Origin of the sequence: Massilia arenae, assembly GCF_008014745.1 — a bacterium.
Taxonomy (GTDB): Bacteria; Pseudomonadota; Gammaproteobacteria; order Burkholderiales; family Burkholderiaceae_D; genus Telluria; species Telluria arenae.
This window is the reverse complement of the sequence record NZ_VPFD01000017.1, coordinates 86,932-105,623: the sequence shown is the minus strand read 5'-3', so window position 1 is coordinate 105,623 and position 18,692 is coordinate 86,932. Positions and strand designations below refer to the sequence as shown.

Sequence of the window (18,692 nt, the reverse complement as noted above, 5' to 3'; positions counted from 1 at the left end):
CAGACTCAGATCTGGTCGGTATGAATCTTGAAGCTGCGCTTGGCCAGGTTGGTGCGGGTGCCGGGGCCGTACCATTTATTGAACAGCTGCTCGGCGGCGCCGCTGCTTTCCAGCTCGCGCAGGGTCTGGTCGACCACCGTCTTCAGGCCCTTCTCGCCCTTGCGCAGGCCGAGGGCGAGCGGCTCGTTGCCGATCGACGGCGCCAGGATCGTGAAGCCCTTGGCGGCCGGGCCCAGCTTGCCGTAATCGGACAGCAGCGACGATTCGTCGTTGACGTAGGCGACGCCTTTGCCCTGGCGCAGCGCCTGGAAGGCTTGCTGGGTATTCTCGAAGGTCACCACCTCGACGTTCGGCACCGCCTTGCGGATATTCGTTTCCTGGGTGCCGCCGCGCACGGTCAGCACCTTCTTGCCGGCCAGCTGGGGCAAGCCGGTGATGCCGCTGGTGGCGCGCACCATGACCTTGGAACCGGTCACGAAGTGGGTCAGCGCGAAGTCCACCTGCGATTCGCGCTCCTTGTTGTGGGTGAGCGAAGCGGCCAGGATGTCGACGTGGCCCTGCTGCAGCTCGGGAATGCGGGCGGCGACGGAGATCTGCTTGAACACCGGCTTGACGCCCAGCTTCTTGGCCACCGCATTGGCGATGTCGATCTCGTAGCCCACCAGCTGGCGCGATTTCGGGTCGATGAAGCTGTTCGGTTCATCGGTGCCGAGCACGCCGAACACGATCTGGCCCTTCTGCTTGATGTCGGCCAGCTGGTCGGCTTGCGCGAGGCCGGCGGACAAGGAGGTGCCCAGGGCGAAGGTGCTCAGGATGAGGTGACGGCGAGTGATCATTGATGCTCCGGCTACGATGTCGATTGCGATTCCTTCGAGTATAGAACAAACGCTTATATCGAAAAACGACTCATTTGCCATAAGAAAATGTCGAAAAACTCATATAGCAGCGCTCGAGGCAGGCGACCCGTGCGCCTCGCGCCGCAAATTGTTGTCATAATTACCTCAACCCGATCGGAGAAGCCATGCTCGTCGTAACCTACAATGTCAACAGCATCAACAGCCGGCTGGACGCCCTCGTCCAGTATCTCGGCGAGCGAGCGCCCGACGTCGTCTGCCTGCAGGAGCTCAAGGCCCCGCAAGACAAATTCCCGCTGCAGGCGATCGAGGACGCCGGCTACCACGCGCTCTGGCACGGCCAGAAAAGCTGGAACGGCGTGGCGATCCTCACGCGCGAGCCGGCGCAAGAGGTCCAGCGCGGCCTGCCGGGCGACGACACCGACGAACAAAGCCGCTACATCGAGGCCGTCTATAAAGGCATCCTCATCGCGGGCCTCTACCTGCCGAACGGGAATCCGGCCCCCGGCCCCAAGTTCGACTACAAGCTGGCCTGGATGGAACGCCTGCGCCTGCGCGGCCAGGAGCTGCTGGCGCAGGGCATACCGGCCGTGCTGGCGGGCGACTTCAACGTCATCCCCACCGAGCGCGACGTCTACAAGCCGGAGCGCTGGGTCGACGACGCCCTGTTCCGTCCCGAGACCCGCGCCGCCTTCGAGCGCCTGATCGAACAGGGCTGGCTCGATTCGCTGCGCGCCATCCACCCTGACGAGACCATCTACACCTTCTGGGATTACTTCCGCAACGCCTTCGGGCGCGACGCCGGCATCCGCATCGACCACCTGCTGCTCAGCCCCAGGCTGCAGCCGGCGCTGAAGGACGCCGGGGTCGACAAGTTCGTGCGCGGCCGCGAAAAGCCGAGCGACCATGCGCCGACCTGGATCGAACTGGACCTGGCGAAGCTCACACCATAAAAATTTGAATCTATAAGCCGGCGCTTGCGCATGACGCCGCATCGCCCCACCACCATTGCATAACAAGGAGCACACCATGAAACGACTACTCATCGCCGCCGCCGTCCTGGCCCTGCCGCTGGGCGCCCAGGCAGTCTCGATGCCGGGCTTTTGCGCCAAGGGGATCGGCAGCGCCGAAGCCAAGGTCTGCCAGCATCCCGGCTCGGCCGAATCCGAAGGCCTGGTCTTTGCGCTGTACCGCGCCGCACTCGAAAAACTCGACGCGGGCCCCAGCAAGGAACTGCAGGAACAGCACACCAAGTGGTGGGACAGCGTCAAGGCGTGCGCCGAGTCCAAGGACATGAACGGCTGCATCAACAACGCCTACGGCACCCGCATGCTGCAGCTGCAGTCGAGCTACAAGCTGGTCAAGACCACCGGCCCGGTCGCCTTCACCTGCAGCGACGGCAGCAAGATCAGCGCCACCTTCCTCGATACCACGCCGGCCTCGATGGTCGCGGCGCGCAATAAGGAAAACGTGCTGCTGCGCGGCGAACGAACCGCCAGCGGCATCGCCTACGGCAACCGCAGCGAAGAATTCAAGGAACATCAGGGCAAGGTCACCATCAAGTGGGGCGCCAAGGCCAAGGAACTGAGCTGCAAGAAGTCGTAAGGCTCTGAGGCCGGCTCTGCCGAGCTGACATCTGCGGGCGAACATGCGTTAAGCTGTTCGCCCGTTTCAATTTTCTACACTTCCATGCTCTCGCCCGAACAGCTCTTCGGCTTTCTCGCCGCCGCCATCCTGATCACCCTCTCCCCCGGTCCCGACAACCTGATGGTGCTCAGCACTGGCATCGCCAAGGGCCGCGTGCGCGGCATCGCCTTCGGGCTCGGCTGCGCTTTCGGCTGCATCAGCCATACCGTGTTGGCCGTGATCGGGGTCAGCGCGCTGATCGCGGCCTCGCCGGCGGCCTTCACCGCGCTCAAGGTGGTGGGCGGCCTGTACCTGATCTGGATGGGATGGGGCGCGATCAGGAGCCGCGGCGGCGCGCGCGTGACGACGGTCGGCGCATCCGACGAACCGGCCGGACGGCTGTTCGTGAAAGGACTGGTGGCCGCGGCCATCAATCCCAAGGTCGTGCTGTTCTTCCTGTCTTTCCTGCCGCAGTTCGTGGTGGCCGCGCGCGGCGACGCCAACTTGCAGATCGGCCTGCTGGGCCTCGTGTTCACCCTGCAGGCGGCCGTCATCTTCGGCGCGCTCGGCTATTTTTCGGGCACGATCGGCCAGTGGCTCAACCGCACGCCCACGGCCGCCATGTGGCTGGACCGGATCGCGGGCGCGGTGTTCATCGGACTGGGGCTGCGCCTGATCGTGGCGCGCTGATTCAGGCCGCCGGTTCGTGGATCGGGCAGCGGTTGAACTCCGAACGGAAGTCGCGCGAGACGGCCATCACCTGGCGCCGCGCGCGGTTGACGGCGCCGAGGGGCCGGTGCGCGGCCAGGCAGTTCCACTGGTCGAAGGCGGTTTCGTCTTCCAGGCGCAGCGAGCCGGCGTCCCAGCTGGTTTGCGGTGCGAGCGTCACGCGCGCCACCGCCACATAGGGGCTCAGGTCCTGCGGCCAGGCGACCGAGGCATCCTCGATCGGCATCTTGTCGGTGTCGACGTTCAGCTGGACCCGCAGTTCCCACTCCCCGCCCCCGGCCGCGAAGTGCGCACGGATCGCTTCGCGCTGGGCGTCGTCCCCGCCCTCGATCGCTGAACCATCCAGCGCCTGCAGGGCCGGCGCCACCGGCGCCAGCGAGAACTTGGCCATGTGCTGGCCGTACAGATAAGGCGTCTGGCTGAAATAAGTCTCGCCCAGCGGATGATTCTGCGGCTCGCCGCCCATGGCCTTGAGCGAACCGCTCTCGCCCCCCACCGCCTCCAGCGCCGCCTCGGCGCCGCGCAGCACGGCCGAGATGACCTTCTTGCCGGTCTCGGTGCGGTTGGTGGTGGCGGCCAGCAGCTTGACGTTCTTGAGGAAGGCCTGCGGATCGGGCGCGTTGAAGGCCGGACCGTTCACCATCAGGAAGTCCTGCGAGTTGCCCTGCTTTGCGGCATCCAGGCGTTCGCCCTGCACGTCCAGCACCTTCATGGCGACCGCGCGCGGGGTCGAGACGCCGTCCGGAAGCTGCTCGGCCGGCGGCGACGACCAGCGCAGCAGCACGTCATGGGTGCCGGCCTGCGCGAACAGCCCTTGGGCCAGCTGCGGCGGCAGGCGGTCGAGGATGGTCAGCTTGCCGCGCACCAGGGCATGGCCCTTGGCGTGCACGGCGCGATGCGCGTGGCCCTCGGCGTCGGCCACCTTCTTCGCCATGTTCGCGAACACGACCTGCAGGGCGTGGATGGTTTCTTCCTCGTCGAGCGCGGCGTGCTCGAGGTCGGGACGGTAGGGAATCGGGTTGCTGGGGAAAGCCATTGGATGCTCCTTGGAGTGGAGCATCCAATGTAGCGGGCTTCACGGCAATGCGATGTTCGCCATTGCACCCCCGCGGCTTACAGCGAGATTGCCACCTGCGCCGCCTGGCCCTTGCGCGCCGGGACCTGCACTTCGAGCAGGTGCTGCTGGGCGTTGAAGATGAAGCTGGCCTTGCGTCCGTCGACCGTCACGCCGCGCGGCTTCGCCTGCACATTGTGGACCTTGAGCGCGAAGGCCCGTTCCTTCGCATGCATCGTCTTGCCGGTCTCGGTTTTGAAGCCGATCTCGAGGCGCTTGTCACCGAACTTGCTGTCGAAGCGCACGATCTCGTACTTGCCCTGTTCATAGGCGCCCGCGGTCTCGCCGTCGTCGTCATACAGCTTGCCGTTCGAGGCACTCACCGACGCATCGTGATAGTAGTGCAGGTCGATCTCGCGGCCGGTGTAGTCGCGCGTGGTCTGCACCACCTTCGCCATCGGCACGAAGGCGCCGGCGCGCACGTAGACCGGGATATTGGCCTCGACCGGCTTCACGGTCTCGAGGATGCCGCCCTTGTGCGCCTGGCCGGTATGGAAGTCGAACCATACGCTGCCGCTGTTCGGGAAGTAGACCTCGGCCCGGGTGGCGCCCGGCTGCACGATCGGCGTGACCAGGAAGTCCGGGCCCCACAGATAGGTGGTCGAACGCTCGGCCGGCTGGGCAGGATCGGTTTCGACGAACATCAGGGGACGCATCAGCGGCATGCCGGTCTGCTCGTTGTCGAAGGCGATCGTGTAGTTATACGGCAGCATCGCATAGCGCAGCCATACGGCTTCGCGCGCCAGCACCTTGGTGCGTTCGGAACGGAACACCGGCTCGGACGCCACCGCCTCTTGCGCATGCGGTCGGAAGATCGGCTGGAACACGCCATATTGCAGCCAGCGCACGTACAGCTCGTCGTCCAGCACCGCGCCGGCGAAACCGCCCAGGTCGGAGTGCATATAGGCCAGGCCCTGCATGCCCATCTGCAGCGAGATCTCCATCTGCGACTGCAGGCCGCCCCAGCTGCGGGCGACGTCGCCCGACCACGGGATCATGCCGAAGCGCTGCGAACCGGAGTAACCTGCGCGCATCAGGATGAACGGACGCTCGGCCGGGAACTCCTGCTTGTAGCCCTCGGCGATCAGGCGCGCCCAGTCGTGGCCATACACATTGTGCACCTGGTCGGCCGAGCCGGTGGCGTGCTGCAGATCGGATGGATGCACCTCGGGCTCGCCCAGGTCGCCCCACCAGCCGGTGACGCCGCCCTTCTTGAGGTCGCGGTAGATGCTCCACCACCAGTCGCGGCCTTCCTTCTTGTAAAGGTCGATCAGGCCGGTGTTCCCGAAATAGAAATCGTAGGTGTAGGGCTTGCCCGCCTTGTCGGTGGCCAGCACCTTCTTGTCCACCGCTTCATTCCAGCGGTTCGACGTGGTCAACACGAACGGTTCGGTGACCACCACCGTCTTGACGCCCTTCTCCTTGAAGTCGGCCATCATTTTCTCGGCGTTGGGGAAGGTGTCGCGGTCCCAGGCCAGGTTGCCCATGGTGCCCTGCACGGTCTTTCCGAACCAGTAGAGGTCGAGGATGACGGCGTCGAGCGGGATCTTCTCTTGCGCGAACCGGTCGACCACGGCGCGCGTCTCGGCCTCGGTCTTGTAGCCGAAGCGGCTGGCGAAGTTGCCGAAGGCCCAGCGCGGCGGCAGCGGCTGGCGGCCGGTCAGGCCGGTGTAGCCGGCCATCAGCTGGTCCCAGCTGTCGCCAGCCACGACCTGGTAAGTCTTGCGCCCGCCGATCACCTCGTAGCGCAGGGTGCCGTCCTTGCGGCTGTCGAAATCGAGCCAGCCGATCTGCGGGTTGTCGAAGTGGATCGCGTATTTTTTCGACGACAGCGCGACCGGGATCGTGTAGTTGAGCAGCTCGGAGCGCTCGGCATAGCCGTAATTCGCCTTGTTGTAGAGCTGGAAGCGGTGGCCGCGGCGGTTCATGCCCACCGCGCGCGCGCCGGCGCCGTACAGGGCCTCGCCGTCTTCCAGCGCGAACTCGATCGTGTCATGGCCTTCGGCGCGCCCGAAGCCGCGCTTCTCGGCCACCAGCGGCTTGCCTTTATACGCATAGCTGATGCGGAACGGCTGCTTATCAACCGTCACGCTGATGCCGCCATCGACGGCGTAGGTGATGCGGCCATCTGCGTCCTTGAGCGTGGCCTGCACCTGCACCGGCGCCAGGATTACCGCGTGCGAGGCGGGATCGAAGCGCTCGCCCTTGGGGATGAAGGTGGTTTCGACGATCGTGCTCGAATATGGCTTGATCAGGTAGCGGCCGTCGTTGGTCGCGATCTCGAGGGTATTCTGGTTGCGCGTCACGCCGGCCAGCTGGCGCTCGGCGTTCTGGGCGTAGGCGAGCGGGCTGGCCGCGAGCGGGATGGCGGCAAGGCTGAGCGCCAGGCGGGCAATCGGGGCTTTGGTCATGTCTTCATTCTCGTTGTGGTGAGGTGCAGGCGAGAGCATGACAGAATTCGGCCCGCACAGACAGTCTTGACGCAAACGAAACGCCCCACGCTGCACTGGGCAGGCGTGGGGCGCTGAAGACAATCTGAAGCTTGCTTCTGACTCTTACTTTGTACCCAGCGTCAGCTGCATCAGGCGGCCCTGGCCGTCGGCGCGCTCGTTGGTCACCACGATGATGCGGCCGTCCGGATCCTGCATGAGCGCCGAGACCGAGGGCGTGCTGTACTCGTCGTCGGTCTTGCGTTCGTAGCCCGGCACCAGCGTCGAGATGTCGGTCCAGGTAGTGCCGCCGTCCTTCGACCAGGCCAGGTAGGGGCGGCCGTGCATCTTGTCGAAGCCCCCGACGACCAGGGTATCCGGCTTGCCCTTGAGCGGCAGGAAGGCGCCGATGTAGGGATAGCCCTTGCCGTCCGAGAGCGGCTCGTGGATCACGAACTTGAAGCTGTTGCCGTTATCGACGCTGCGCAGCAGGCCGCCCTCGACGCCGACGAACACCGTTTGCGTATCCGGCACCGATTCGATGAACTGGACGTTGCGGTTTTCCATCTCGGGCAGGGTGACCGGCAGCTTGTCCTCGCTGGCCAGCGCGCCGCCGTCGCCCGTCAGGCGATAGGCCTCGACGAAGGCGAAGTCGAGCGGGCATTCGCCGCCCACCAGCACCCGGTCGCCCAGCACGTGGAACTTGGACGGATAGCACATCTGCGAATCCTTCGAGCCGCGGATCACCTGCCAGGTGTTGCCCTTGTCCTTCGAGGTCAGGAGATTGTTGCCTGCGCCGGCGTTGCTGTACAGGCGATCGCCCGCCTGCTTGAGGTCCTGCATCGACAGGGTCTCGCAGAAGTAGGGATTGCAGGCGCGCAGGTCGCCGTCGCGCGGCACGAAGCTGGCGGTGTTGGCCACCAGGGTGCAGGTCGAATGGCCGTTGCTGGCTTCGGGGGTGTCGGCCCACGGCTGCATCAGCCACATGTCGCCGCCCACCATCTTGAGCTTCGGTGAGCGCATGATGAAGTCGCCGACCGGGCCCATGGCGCAGGCGCCCAGGCCCACCGGGCTCCAGGTGGAACTGGCCGTCAGCGGCAGCTTCGCGCTCAGCACCGCCGAGCCCTCGGTCGCGCTATTGGCCAGCGACAGGTAGGCGCTGCCGCCGAAGAACGCCACGCTGTCCATCGCGCGCGTCGTGCTCGACAGCGCCTCGAGTTTGGTGGTCACCGGTGCCGGCTCCACCGCCACGGGTGGCGGCGGTGGCGGCGGCGGCGCCTGGCGGTCGTTGCTCGAGCCGCCGCAGGCGGCCAGCATCAGCGCGCAGGCCGCGCCGATGGCGGCGAGTGAAGTGTGTCGTTGCATCCGGATCCCCAAATCTGTCATGACGACGGGGGCCCGCATGGCTCCCGCCCGAATGGGAGAATTCTAGGGAAGGCACCTGCCCGGTTTGGGGGATTATTGTCGACAGAATGTCGTGAATGTGTAAGCGTACTGCATCCGCACGGGGCGGCTGCATTGCGCATTGAACGATGCGGCCGGCCGCTCAACCGCCCAGGTTCAGGAGCAGCAGCTTGCCCTGGCCTTCTCCGAGCTCGTTCATCGTCACCAGGATGCGCCCCTGCGGATCTTCGGTGATGGACTTGATCATGACAGTGGCGCCGGCGGGCGGTGTCTTGCCGTGGTTCGGCGTCAGGTTCGAGATGTCGGTCCAGGTCGCGCCGCCATCCTTCGACCAGGCCAGGTAAGCCATCTGGGTGGCCTTGTCGAAGCCGCCGATGATCATCGTGTCGGGTTTGCCCTTGAGCGGCAGGAAGGAGGTGATGTAAGGGTAGTTCTTGCTGCCCGAGAGCGGCTGCTGGATCACGAACTTGAAGCTGACGCCATTGTCTTCGCTGCGCAGCAGGCCGCCCTCGACGCCGATGAACACGCGCTTGGTGTCCGCGACCGATTCGATGAACTGGACGTTGCGGTTCTCGAGCGCCGGCAGGTTCAGCGCCAGCTTGGCTTCGCTGGCCAGGGCGCTGCCGTCGGCGTTGAGCTGGTAGGCCTCGATGAAGGCCATGTCGAGCGGGCACTCGCCGCCGACCAGCACCTGGTCGCCGATCACGTGGAACTTGGTCGGGGTGCACACCATCGAGGCCTTCTGGCCGCGCATCACGGTCCAGGTATTGCCGCCGTTATTCGAGGTGAACAGGTTCACGCCGGCGCCCGGATTGCTGTACAGGCGATTGCCGTGCAGCTTGACGTCCTGCATCGACAGGGTCTCGCAGAAGCCCCCGGTGCAGACACGCAGGTCCTGGTCGCGCGGCACGAAGCTGTTACTGCTCGCCATCAGGGTGCAGGTCGAACTCTCGTTCTTCGATTCCGGCAGGTCGGCCCACGGCTGCATCAGCCACATATCGCCACCGACCATCTTGAGCTTCGGCGCGCGCACGATGAAGTCGCCCTGCTTGCCCATGGCGCAGGCGCCCTGGCTGACCGGGGTCCAGCTCGACGTGCTGGTGACCGGCAGCGTCGCCTTGAGCACGGCCGAGCCTTCGGTCTTGCTGTTCGAGAGCGACAGATAGGCGCTGCCGCCATGGTAGGCAACGCTCTCCATGCCGCGCGCGGTGCTGGTCAGCAGCGTCACGGTGGTGGCCGCCGGCGGCGGCTGGACCACGACCGGCGGCTTGGCGTCGTCGTCGTCGTCCGAACCGCCGCAGCCTGCCAGCAGCAGCGCGCAGCTCATGGCCATGGCGGTGAATTTGATGTGGTGATGCATGCGTGTCCCCTGTTCTGGAAGATGTATTGACTAACAGGGAATTCTAGGCAAGCGGGCTACGTCATGTTCCGGATTATTGTCGGTGGAATGTCGCGAAACTGTAAGGCTCAACGCAGATACGGCACCACATTGCGCGCCACGCGCGCCGTCTCGGCTTTTTCCAGCGGCAGGCGCAGGAACGCCTCCCAGGCATCCGGCGCCTCGCTGGCGCCGCGCGGGTCCGAGCCGTACAGCACCCGGTCCAGGCCGAGCTGGCGCAAGCGCCGCACCAGGCGCCGCGCTTCGTCGGCCGGCAGGTCGGCCTGCACCACCGCCGCCACGTCGAACCAGACCTGGCGCATGCGCGGATCCTGGCGCGCGGCCGCCTCGGCCAGCACGGCCAGCGCCTCGCGCGCCGGCGTATCGCCGAAACCGGGGCCGTTGCCGGCCAGGTGCGACACCTGCACCGGCACGTCGGGCGCATACGGCAGCACCTGCTCCAGCAGCACGCGCGCCTGCGCGGCGCCATACGGTCGCCCGAGCGCACGCGAGGCGCGCATGTCCATCACGATCGCCATCCCGCGCGCATTGGCGGCGCGGAAGACCTGGCGCAGGCGCTCGACGTGGCCGGGCTGGTCGAGCTGGACGTCGGAGGCGGCGAAATCGAGCTTGATGCCGCGCCCGAAGCCTGCGGTGGTGGCGCAGCGTCCCAGTTCGAGCAGCGCATAGTCCTTGAGCGGATTGAAGCTGCACAAGGCCACCAGGCGTTCGGGATGCCGCGCGGCCTGGGCCGCGACCCAGTCGTTCTCGGCGCGCACGCGGGCGTATTCATGGTCGAGAGCGCGCGCCGGCAGGCCATAGGCGTAGGCCGCCGACAGCACCGCCGCGCGCCCGACGCCGGCCGCGTCCAGCTGCGCCACCAGCTCGTCTGCGTCGACCGGCGCCAGCACGATCGAGGACGACATCCAGGCTGCCGCGGCGGGGCTGAACAGGTGCTGGTGATGATCGGCGGCAGGCCTGAGAGGCGCCGGGGCTTCGGCGGCGCACACCGCGCCGGACCCCGCCAAGGCCATGGCGGCGCAGAAGATGGTGCCGGTGGTGATGCAGAATCGCCTCATGCGAACCTCGGTCTCTGGTAACCCGGACCATGTTAACGCAATGTCACCACCTGTTGTCAAGGCTGCGGATTCCATTCGAATGGCATAGAATCATCGCTTTTGCGCCGGCCCCGCCCGGCGCGTTGTCAAAGGATTCATATGCAGCAGCCGCAGCACCAGCCGGACCTCGGGTTCAGGCTTGCAGTCAGCCCACCTGTCACCCAGACCCGCTCCTTCCTCACCGTGGCTCTGATCGAGTTGTGGGAGCGCTTCGGCTACTACGGCATGCAGGCGCTGATCGTCTACTTCATGGTGCAGCGCCTGGGCTTCGACGATACCCGCGCCACCCTCGTGTGGGGCGCCGCGGCAGCCCTGATCTACGTCGCCCCCGCCATCGGCGGCTGGATCGGCGACAAGGTGCTCGGCACCCGCCGCTGCATGATCATCGGCGCCATCATCCTGTCGCTGGGCTACGCCCTGATGGGCATCCCGGTCAGCGGCACCTGGCTGACCTTCGTGGCGCTGGGCGTGATCGTGGTCGGCAACGGCCTGTTCAAGCCGAACACCGCCAACCTGGTGCGCAAGATCTACGAGGGCGACGACGCTAAGATCGACAGCGCCTTCACGATCTACTACATGGCGGTCAACGTCGGTTCGACCGTCTCGATGCTGGCCACGCCGGCGATCAAGGACCATTTCAATGCCACTTCCGGCGGTGACCTGGGCTGGCATATGGCGTTCGCCTTCTGCAGCGTCGGCCTGTGGGTGGGCCTGCTCACGGTTGGCGTGCTGCGCCGCACCGTGAACCATATCGGCTCGCCGCCGGACGAGCTGCCGCTGGACTGGGGCAAGCTGGCGCTGGTGCTGGCCGGCGGCGTGCTCACCGTGATCGCCTCGACCTTCATCCTCGAATACCAGTGGCTGGCGCGCCTGTTCGTCTACGTCGCCGGCCTGGTGGTGCTGGGCATCTTCATCCACCTGATCCGCACCAGCCAGGCCAGCGAGCGCGCCGGCCTGGTGGCGGCGCTGGTGCTGACCCTGCAGACGGTATTCTTCTTCATCTTCTACCAGCAGATGTCGACCTCGCTGTCGCTGTTCGCCCTGCGTAACGTCAATCTTGACTTCAGCCTGTTCGGCAACCACCTGTTCACCTGGTCGCCGGCCCAGTTCCAGGCGCTCAACGCGATCTGGATCATGCTCCTGTCCCCGGTGCTGGCCTGGATCTACACGCGCTCCAGCGGCAGCCGCCTGGACCTGTCGATCGCCGCCAAGTTCGCGCTCGGCTTCGCGGTGGTGGCCGCCGGCTTCTTCACCTACGGCTTCGCCGGCGCCTTCGCCGTGAATGGCCTGACCTCGTCGTGGATCATGATCGCCGGCTACGGCCTGTATTCGCTGGGCGAGCTGCTGGTGAGCGGCCTGGGGCTGGCGATGATCGCGCGCTACGTTCCAGCGCGCATGGGCGGCTTCATGATGGGCGCCTATTTCGTCGCGGTCGGCATCTCGCAATACCTGGGCGGCCTGGTGGCCACCATGGCCAGCGTGCCTGAAGGGATGACGGATCCGCTGCAGACGCTGCCGATCTATACGAGCCTGTTCAACAAGCTGGGGCTCGCGGCCATCGCCTGCACCTTGATCGCGCTGGCCGCCCTGCCCTTGATGCGGCGCCTGACCGCCGCGCACCACGCCCACGCATAAGCGCAGCTTCCGGTAAGATGGCGGGGATTCCGACTCCCCGCCATCCAGCATGTCTCTCATCCTCCCCAATCGCCAGCTCCAGCTCGCCCAGCGCGTGCACGCGATCGAACCGTTCCGCGTCATGGAGATGGTCAAGGCCGCCGGCGAACTGAAACGCGCCGGCCACGACGTCATCAGCATGAGCGTCGGCGAGCCCGATTTCACCGCGCCCGACATCGTGGCCAGCGCCGCGATGGAAGCGATCCGCGGCGGCGTCACCCAGTACACCGAGTCGCTCGGCCTGCTCGAGCTGCGCCAGGCGATTTCCGGCCACTACGCCGCAACCCAGGGCCTGGACATCGATCCGCGCCGCATCGTGATCACCGCCGGCGCCTCGGCCGGCCTGCTGCTGGCCTGCGCCGCGCTGGTGTCCGAGGGCGATGAAGTGCTGATGCCCGACCCGTCCTATCCATGCAACCGCCATTTCGTGGCCAGCTTCGGCGGCCGGCCCGTGCTGGTGCCTTCCTCGCACGAAGACCGTTACCAGCTCGGCGCCCACCACGTGGCCGAACGCTGGAGCGAACGCACACGCGGCGTGCTGGTGGCCTCGCCGTCGAATCCGACCGGCACCTCGATGACACCCGACCAGCTGCGCGAGATGCTGGCGGCGGTGCGGGAGCGCGGCGGCTTCGCCATCGTCGACGAGATCTACCAGGGCCTGTCCTACGACCACCGCTTGGCGAGCGCGCTCGCGCTCGACCCCGACGCGATCACGGTGAACAGCTTCTCCAAGTATTTCAATATGACCGGCTGGCGCCTGGGCTGGCTGGTGGTGCCCGACAGCCTGGTGCCGACCTTCGAGAAGCTGGCCCAGAACCTGTTCATCTGCGCGCCGACCGTGGCCCAGCATGCGGCCCTGGCCTGCTTCGAGCCCGAGGCGCTGGCGATCTTCGACGAGCGCCGGCGCGAATTCCAGCGCCGCCGCGACTACCTGGTGCCGGCACTGCGCGAACTCGGTTTCGGGGTGCCGGTGATGCCGGACGGCGCCTTCTATGTATACGCCGACCTCGACCGCGTGGCGCATCCGCTGCATGGCGACAGCGCGGCGTTCAGCATGGCGGTGCTGCACGACGCCCACGTGGCGATCGTGCCGGGCGACGATTTCGGGGTAGCGGCGCCGCAGCGCCATGTGCGGTTTTCGTATGCGACGAAGTACGAGCGGATCGAGGAAGCGGTGGCTCGGCTGCGGCGTTTGTTCGAAATCGGTTAGGGCTTCGACAGCGAACAGGCCTGTATGGCGTCAAACTGCTAGTCAGCAGCTTCGAGCAGATCCACACACCCCAGCGGAAATTCGCGGCTGACCATGGCCAGCGCAAGATTGGCCTTCGCGACGAGTTCCAGCGGTTTGAGGTTCTGGACATAATGGCCGTGGGTGATCCGATCCATTCCTGCGCCCGCAAGTTTTGCGACTGTCCGCAAATTTGCGGTCAGCGCCACGCTGTCGAGTCGCCCACCGTGCAGGATCAGATTGCGCTGGCGATACAGTCGATGGAACGACTCGCCTATGGCGTCTCGTATCGTTTGTAACTCGGGGCCCGGATTCGACAGCAACTTCTTGATACGCGCCACCGCTGCCTGGTCCGACACGCTCCGCATTTCGGGCATTCGACGATCCACAATCATCTGCGCCAGGATCCTGCAACGTTCGCGGTTGGTAGGAGCACGTTCGAGTTCTGTACGTTGCTCAGGATGGGTGCTTGCGAGTCGATAGGATAAGCGCGTGAGTTCGGCGCGTGGAAAGGAACAAGTTACCAAGGTAGCCAAGTTGTCTGCAGCACTCGCGCGATCACTAGGATCGGCGAGCAATCCTTCGATGGCTCCCCAGCCTCCCGCCACCGCTGCAGGCGGCGAGCTCGCTTCCAGATGCGCCAACAACTCAAGTGCTGCGTCCACGCTCTGGTTGGCGCTAGCTGAAAAAACGCGATCCTCGCGATAGAGTTCCCTGACCGAAACGCCACGCGAGTCTTCCTTCATGGCTGCTGGAGACTGACTGCCCTCGACCCATAGCCAAGGGACCGGATTGAGCCGTTCGCCTGTGGCGATCAGGGCTCGCGCCGTGTATCGATCAGATTCGCTACGCGCAGCCTGGGCCGCGCCGATCGGATCCCGGGCAAGCACCCTGAGTACCAACGCCGCTGGAGAGCGCACTCCTGCTGTATCGAAACCGCGTGCGCGCAGCCAATCGACGACAGCCGCGCCTCGCAGCCAGGACGCTGGAATTCCGTTCAATAGATCCGGTTTCGTTGTATAGGCGAGAAGAACATTGAATTCCCGTCGCGGACTCGCCCGCATCTCTGCTTGTAACGCCTCGCAAAGTTCTGGCAGCGATATTCGGGCCGGCGAATCGAGCCGGGCTTTGACGAAATCGTGGAGATATCTGGCAGCGAAACCCGCATCGAGCAGATGCGCAGCGACATTTCGCGCGAAATGTTCAACCGTAAATTTACCTGACGCAACAGCTCGCCCCCATCTTGACAAGTAATCGCTGGAGACCTGGGCGGACAACTCCCGTATCCCGAAATGCGACGCGCCTTCCGCGCGGGGAATTTGCTGCACTTGCTGCCGCAGCAATGCCTTCTCCGCCTCGTTGAAGGCAGGATGAGCACCGACGCGCTTTTGCAGTGAAACCGCAACCCGTTTTACCGAGGCCTCACTCAGGTGGCCTTGTCGCATCGCCGCGCATCCCTCGTACAGCTCGTCCATGGCGAGCACGACACCGATTCCCCATAACGATCGATACCAGGGGCGTTGATCGGACAAAAACTCCAGCAGCCGCACGACGGCGGCGTTTTCGAGTGGATTGACATGAGCAAGCATATGACCTACCATGAATTACTCGTCGACAGCAAGTTGACCAACCGTCTAGGCGGGGCGCGACCCGGGAAGAAGCGACAGTTTACTGTTTAATCCAATCGGCTCAAGCCCCCATTTATCAAAGGCCCTGCATTGGCAGGGCCTTTTTCTTGGGCTTTTCAGCGCCCCACCACCGCCACTGCCAGCAGTTCGATCAGCACGGCGGGCGCCACCGGCTTGACCAGGTAACGGTCGAAGCCGGCCGCCAGCGCGCGTTCGCGGTCTTGCGGCTGGCCGTAGCCCGACAGGGCGATCGTCAGCGGACGCGCGCCCGTGTCCGCCCCGGCAGCGCGCAGGCGCGCCATCAACTCCAGGCCGTCCAGGCCCGGCAGGCCGATGTCGCACACGACCGCGTCGAAGCGCCCTTCCAGCGCCAGCGCCAGCCCGGTGTTGCCGTCGCCCGCGATCTCGACCTGGTGGCCTTCGACTTCGAGCAGCATGCGCAGCACGTCGGACGCGTCGTTATTGTCTTCCACGATCAGGATCCGGCGCGTGACGCCGGCAACCGGCGCGGCGCTGCCGGCGACGCCGCTGGGCGCCGCGGCGCTCGACAGCGGCAGCGACACCGTGAAGGTGCTGCCCTGTCCCAGTCCCGGGCTGGCGGCGCCGACGCTGCCGCCGTGCATCGTGACCAGGTTGCGCACCACGTTCAATCCCACCCCGAGCCCGCCTTCCGAGCGCGCCAGGGTGCGTGGCCCCTGGGTGAACAGGTCGAAGGCGCGCTCGATGGTCTCAATGGACATGCCGGAACCGTTGTCGTCGATGGTGATCGTCACACCGCCCTCGGCCCGAACCTGGGCCGCAACCGCGATCCGGCCGCCGTCCTGCGTGTATTTCGAGGCGTTATTGAGCAGGTTGGTGAACACCTGGGTCAGGCGCACCCGGTCGCCCTCGACCACCAGCGCATCGGATGCCGAAGCGATCGTCAGCTCCTGGCCGCGCTCGCGCACGCGCGGCATGACGGTTTCCGCTGCATGCTCGATGAGCTCGGCCAGCCGCAGCGGCTCGATCGCCAGCGTGATCTTGCCACTGCTCAGGCGCGCCGCATCGAGCAGGTCGTCCAGCAGGCGCGCCATATGGCCCACCTGGCGCTGGATCACGCCGGTCAGGCGCTCCAGGGTGGCCGTGTTCACCGGCGAGCGTTCGAGCAGGCTGGCCGACACATTGATCGGCACCAGGGGGTTGCGCAGTTCATGCGCCAGCATGGCGAGGAATTCGTTCTGGCGGCGATTGGTCTCCTCGGCGTCGTCGCGCGAGGTCTGGGCGTCGACCGCGGCCAGCACCAGGTGCTCGTTGGCTTCGCGCAGGCTCGCCGTCAACGCGAGGCTTGCCGCGAGATCGCCGCGCAGCTGGCTGTTCTCGAGTTCCAGCGCCGCCAGGCGGAGCGCCAGGGTGCCGTCGTCGATGCCTGGTGTCGCCGCCATGAGATTCATTCAGGGTGTCCCGCGCGAGATGGGCAGGCCGTGCAGCACGCCTTCGTATTCGGTGGCGATCGGCTCTATATGGATGCCGTCGTCGCCGATGCGGAATTCGCGCAGGTCGGTGCTGTGGGCGCTGCCGCGCACCTTGACCACCGAGATGAAGCGGCGCAGCTGGCCGCCGCTCTCGCCGAAACGCATCAGCACGATGGCATCGGTGAGATAGGCGACGTCGGCCTGGCCGAACCGGAGCTGGGTGAAGTCGTCGTCCAGCCCCATCGTCACCAGCACGCTCACGCCGCGCTTGGCCAGCGAGGACAGCATCTGGAACACGGTCGAGCGCAGCTGGTTGCGGCCTTCCGGCGCCAGGTACAGCGCCAGCTCGGACAGCGAATCGACCACCACCCGGCGCGCGCCGGTGCGGTCGATCGCCTCGTTCATCTCGTCGAGCAGCTCGTCGACCGTCAGGTCGATCTTGCGGCTCTCGACCATCTGCACGTCGCCGTTGGCGACCAGCGCCGCCAGTTCGGCGTTGCGCAGGCGCGAGGCGCCTTTCTCGAACGAGACCGCGACGCCCTTCTCGCCCAGGCGCGCGCCCTGCTGCAGGAAGCGGGTGCCGAGGATGGTCTTGCCGCAGCCGCTGGGGCCGGACACCAGCATCGAGTGGCCTTGCGGCAGGCCGCCATGCAGCAGCGCGTCGAGGTCAGGCGTGCCGGTGGGGATGCGCGCGGTGTCGCGGTCGACGGGCGCGCCCTGGTGGTGGTCGGCCGCCAGCGGCGGCAGGATGCGCGGGTAGACACGGATGCCGTCGTCGGTGATGCGGAAGGTGTGCGAGCCGCCCAGGTGGGCCTGGCCGCGCATCTTCACGACGCGCATCTTGCGCACCACCGAGTTGTCATCATGGACCGGGGTCAGCGAAATCATGCCGTCGGCCACCGTCATGATCGGGCTGGCCTCGGCGTCGCCATGCAGGTATTCGCCGATCAGGAAGGTGGTGGCCTGCCAGCTCGTCATGCGGGTGCCGAGGTCCTGGATGAAGTGCTGCAGGTCGGCCACGCCTTCGTTGCCGGCGCGCGCCGTCTGCGCGACCGAGCGGAAGGAATCGACGAACACCAGGCTCGGCGAGAAATCCTCGACCTCTTTCATCAGGCGCGCCAGCACGCCGCTGAAGTCGCCGGTGCGCAGGTCTTCGGCCAGGTTGACGTAGCGGACGCAGTTGCCGACCATGTCCATGTCGAAGAAGCTGTACTGCTGCTGGTAGCGCAGCATCTTGAGGGGCGGTTCGCCCAGCACGGTGAAGAACAGGGCGCGGCGCTCGTTGCTGGCCAGCGAAAACATGATCTGGTGGGCGAGCGTGGTCTTGCCCGAACCCGGCGGCCCGGCGATCAGGTTGAAGGAAAATTCGCTCAGCCCTCCCCCCAGGAGAACATCGAGCCCTTGCACGCCCGTACTCAGCTTTCCAAGGGATACTTTATCGCTCATTACTTGTGCTCCTGTGCATTCTTCTCTTCCCCGTCACGCGCCGCGGCATCGAGCAGGCGCCGCGCGAGCGCCTGGCCGATCAGCGACGCCAGCAGCTCGGTAAACGTCTTGAGCAGTGCCGCGTGCGCGGCTTGTGCGTGGTCGGGTGCCACGCTGGCGAGCAGCTCGTCCAGCGCGGTGATTTGGGAGTCGCGGGTCTTGCATGGCGGCGTCTCGGCCAGCCATTTGAATTCGGGCCCGACCAGGCGGCAGGCCCGCCCGTACAGCGCGCAAAAGCCGCTGTCGCCGATGAGCGGACCCAACTGGTCCGCCAGGTGGCGCCAGGATTGGATGAGCTGGGTATGCTCTTCAGAACGTCCGGGGCCGCCCTTACTCGTCATCATGTCTAGGTTGAATAGCAATTGCTGCCGTTGTCTTCATGAAAGGTCCATGCACACTCTCGCGCGGAATCGTCGTGCGCTCGCCCGACGATAGGTTGACGAACATTATATCTTGGCTTTACGCCATTCCCCGGGCATACCGCGATTAAAGTTGCAGCGCACCATGTACCAGTGCAAGTATTTACGATACAAAACATGCGGTAGGCATGTGCCTGTTTCCCCGCTAAGATGTG

General features: G+C 65.7%; 15 protein-coding genes. 5 read left to right on the top strand and 10 right to left on the bottom strand.

What is annotated here, in order from left to right; translation table 11 throughout:
* Nucleotides 1-5: 5 nt before the first annotated feature.
* Nucleotides 6-836 (bottom strand): ABC transporter substrate-binding protein, encoded by an 831-nt coding sequence (locus FVD38_RS16605; RefSeq protein ID WP_147935838.1) that lies wholly within the window; start codon nt 834-836, stop codon nt 6-8.
* Between the two features lie 185 nt (nt 837-1,021).
* Between FVD38_RS16605 and xth the strand changes: the two genes are divergently transcribed.
* From xth to FVD38_RS16590, 3 genes are all read left to right on the top strand, one after another.
* Nucleotides 1,022-1,807: an exodeoxyribonuclease III gene (xth, locus tag FVD38_RS16600; protein WP_147935837.1), complete on the top strand. Its 786-nt coding sequence runs from the start codon at nt 1,022-1,024 to the stop codon at nt 1,805-1,807.
* Nucleotides 1,808-1,883: 76 nt separating this feature from the next.
* Nucleotides 1,884-2,459: an MliC family protein gene (locus tag FVD38_RS16595; RefSeq protein ID WP_147935836.1), complete on the top strand. Its 576-nt coding sequence runs from the start codon at nt 1,884-1,886 to the stop codon at nt 2,457-2,459.
* A gap of 84 nt (nt 2,460-2,543) precedes the next feature.
* A complete protein-coding gene (locus tag FVD38_RS16590) occupies nt 2,544-3,170 on the top strand; it encodes a LysE family translocator (RefSeq protein WP_147935835.1) in 627 nt (208 codons plus the stop codon).
* A gap of 1 nt (nt 3,171) precedes the next feature.
* Here FVD38_RS16590 and FVD38_RS16585 read toward each other — a convergent pair whose 3' ends face one another.
* The 5 genes from FVD38_RS16585 to FVD38_RS16565 form a co-directional block, all read right to left on the bottom strand.
* On the bottom strand, nt 3,172-4,245 hold the full coding sequence (locus FVD38_RS16585) for a catalase family protein (RefSeq protein ID WP_147935834.1): 1,074 nt from the start codon (nt 4,243-4,245) through the stop codon (nt 3,172-3,174).
* A 77-nt stretch (nt 4,246-4,322) separates the two neighbouring features.
* The gene (locus FVD38_RS16580; RefSeq protein WP_147935833.1) at nt 4,323-6,734 is read right to left on the bottom strand and encodes a glycoside hydrolase family 31 protein; all 2,412 of its coding nucleotides are present in this window, start codon (nt 6,732-6,734) and stop codon (nt 4,323-4,325) included.
* A 144-nt stretch (nt 6,735-6,878) separates the two neighbouring features.
* Nucleotides 6,879-8,117: a WD40/YVTN/BNR-like repeat-containing protein gene (locus FVD38_RS16575; RefSeq protein WP_229493733.1), complete on the bottom strand. Its 1,239-nt coding sequence runs from the start codon at nt 8,115-8,117 to the stop codon at nt 6,879-6,881.
* Between the two features lie 181 nt (nt 8,118-8,298).
* On the bottom strand, nt 8,299-9,516 hold the full coding sequence (locus FVD38_RS16570; RefSeq protein WP_229493731.1) for a beta propeller repeat protein: 1,218 nt from the start codon (nt 9,514-9,516) through the stop codon (nt 8,299-8,301).
* Nucleotides 9,517-9,623: 107 nt separating this feature from the next.
* Nucleotides 9,624-10,613, bottom strand: coding sequence for an amidohydrolase family protein (locus tag FVD38_RS16565; RefSeq protein ID WP_147935832.1), 990 nt, complete (start codon nt 10,611-10,613; stop codon nt 9,624-9,626).
* Between the two features lie 138 nt (nt 10,614-10,751).
* Here FVD38_RS16565 and FVD38_RS16560 point away from each other — a divergent pair, with 138 nt between their 5' ends.
* Both FVD38_RS16560 and FVD38_RS16555 read left to right on the top strand, forming a co-directional pair.
* Nucleotides 10,752-12,287, top strand: a complete 1,536-nt coding sequence (locus FVD38_RS16560) for a peptide MFS transporter (RefSeq protein WP_147935831.1) — start codon at nt 10,752-10,754, stop codon at nt 12,285-12,287.
* Nucleotides 12,288-12,336: 49 nt separating this feature from the next.
* On the top strand, nt 12,337-13,536 hold the full coding sequence (locus FVD38_RS16555; protein WP_147935830.1) for a pyridoxal phosphate-dependent aminotransferase: 1,200 nt from the start codon (nt 12,337-12,339) through the stop codon (nt 13,534-13,536).
* 38 nt (nt 13,537-13,574) lie between these two features.
* Here FVD38_RS16555 and FVD38_RS16550 read toward each other — a convergent pair whose 3' ends face one another.
* From FVD38_RS16550 to FVD38_RS16535, 4 genes are all read right to left on the bottom strand, one after another.
* Nucleotides 13,575-15,155, bottom strand: coding sequence for an integrase (locus FVD38_RS16550; RefSeq protein WP_229493729.1), 1,581 nt, complete (start codon nt 15,153-15,155; stop codon nt 13,575-13,577).
* Nucleotides 15,156-15,298: 143 nt separating this feature from the next.
* Nucleotides 15,299-16,603 carry a hybrid sensor histidine kinase/response regulator gene (locus FVD38_RS16545; RefSeq protein WP_229493727.1) on the bottom strand — a complete coding sequence of 435 codons (1,305 nt, stop codon included), beginning with the start codon at nt 16,601-16,603 and terminating at the stop codon, nt 15,299-15,301.
* Nucleotides 16,604-16,612: 9 nt separating this feature from the next.
* The gene (locus tag FVD38_RS16540; protein ID WP_147935828.1) at nt 16,613-18,079 is read right to left on the bottom strand and encodes an ATPase domain-containing protein; all 1,467 of its coding nucleotides are present in this window, start codon (nt 18,077-18,079) and stop codon (nt 16,613-16,615) included.
* Nucleotides 18,079-18,462 (bottom strand): hypothetical protein, encoded by a 384-nt coding sequence (locus FVD38_RS16535; protein ID WP_147935827.1) that lies wholly within the window; start codon nt 18,460-18,462, stop codon nt 18,079-18,081. Before FVD38_RS16535 ends, FVD38_RS16540 begins: the two co-directional genes overlap by 1 nt.
* Between the last annotated feature and the right edge of the window lie 230 nt (nt 18,463-18,692).

Bases quoted from the DNA above. Each gene is read 5' to 3' on its own strand.
- FVD38_RS16605 (WP_147935838.1), bottom strand. From the start codon at position 836: ATGATCACTCGCCGTCACCTCATCCTGAGCACCTTCGCCCTGGGCACC.
- xth (WP_147935837.1), top strand. From the start codon at position 1,022: ATGCTCGTCGTAACCTACAATGTCAACAGCATCAACAGCCGGCTGGAC.
- FVD38_RS16595 (WP_147935836.1), top strand. From the start codon at position 1,884: ATGAAACGACTACTCATCGCCGCCGCCGTCCTGGCCCTGCCGCTGGGC.
- FVD38_RS16590 (WP_147935835.1), top strand. From the start codon at position 2,544: ATGCTCTCGCCCGAACAGCTCTTCGGCTTTCTCGCCGCCGCCATCCTG.
- FVD38_RS16585 (WP_147935834.1), bottom strand. From the start codon at position 4,245: ATGGCTTTCCCCAGCAACCCGATTCCCTACCGTCCCGACCTCGAGCAC.
- FVD38_RS16580 (WP_147935833.1), bottom strand. From the start codon at position 6,734: ATGACCAAAGCCCCGATTGCCCGCCTGGCGCTCAGCCTTGCCGCCATC.
- FVD38_RS16575 (WP_229493733.1), bottom strand. From the start codon at position 8,117: ATGCAACGACACACTTCACTCGCCGCCATCGGCGCGGCCTGCGCGCTG.
- FVD38_RS16570 (WP_229493731.1), bottom strand. From the start codon at position 9,516: ATGCATCACCACATCAAATTCACCGCCATGGCCATGAGCTGCGCGCTG.
- FVD38_RS16565 (WP_147935832.1), bottom strand. From the start codon at position 10,613: ATGAGGCGATTCTGCATCACCACCGGCACCATCTTCTGCGCCGCCATG.
- FVD38_RS16560 (WP_147935831.1), top strand. From the start codon at position 10,752: ATGCAGCAGCCGCAGCACCAGCCGGACCTCGGGTTCAGGCTTGCAGTC.
- FVD38_RS16555 (WP_147935830.1), top strand. From the start codon at position 12,337: ATGTCTCTCATCCTCCCCAATCGCCAGCTCCAGCTCGCCCAGCGCGTG.
- FVD38_RS16550 (WP_229493729.1), bottom strand. From the start codon at position 15,155: ATGGTAGGTCATATGCTTGCTCATGTCAATCCACTCGAAAACGCCGCC.
- FVD38_RS16545 (WP_229493727.1), bottom strand. From the start codon at position 16,603: ATGGCGGCGACACCAGGCATCGACGACGGCACCCTGGCGCTCCGCCTG.
- FVD38_RS16540 (WP_147935828.1), bottom strand. From the start codon at position 18,079: ATGAGCGATAAAGTATCCCTTGGAAAGCTGAGTACGGGCGTGCAAGGG.
- FVD38_RS16535 (WP_147935827.1), bottom strand. From the start codon at position 18,462: ATGATGACGAGTAAGGGCGGCCCCGGACGTTCTGAAGAGCATACCCAG.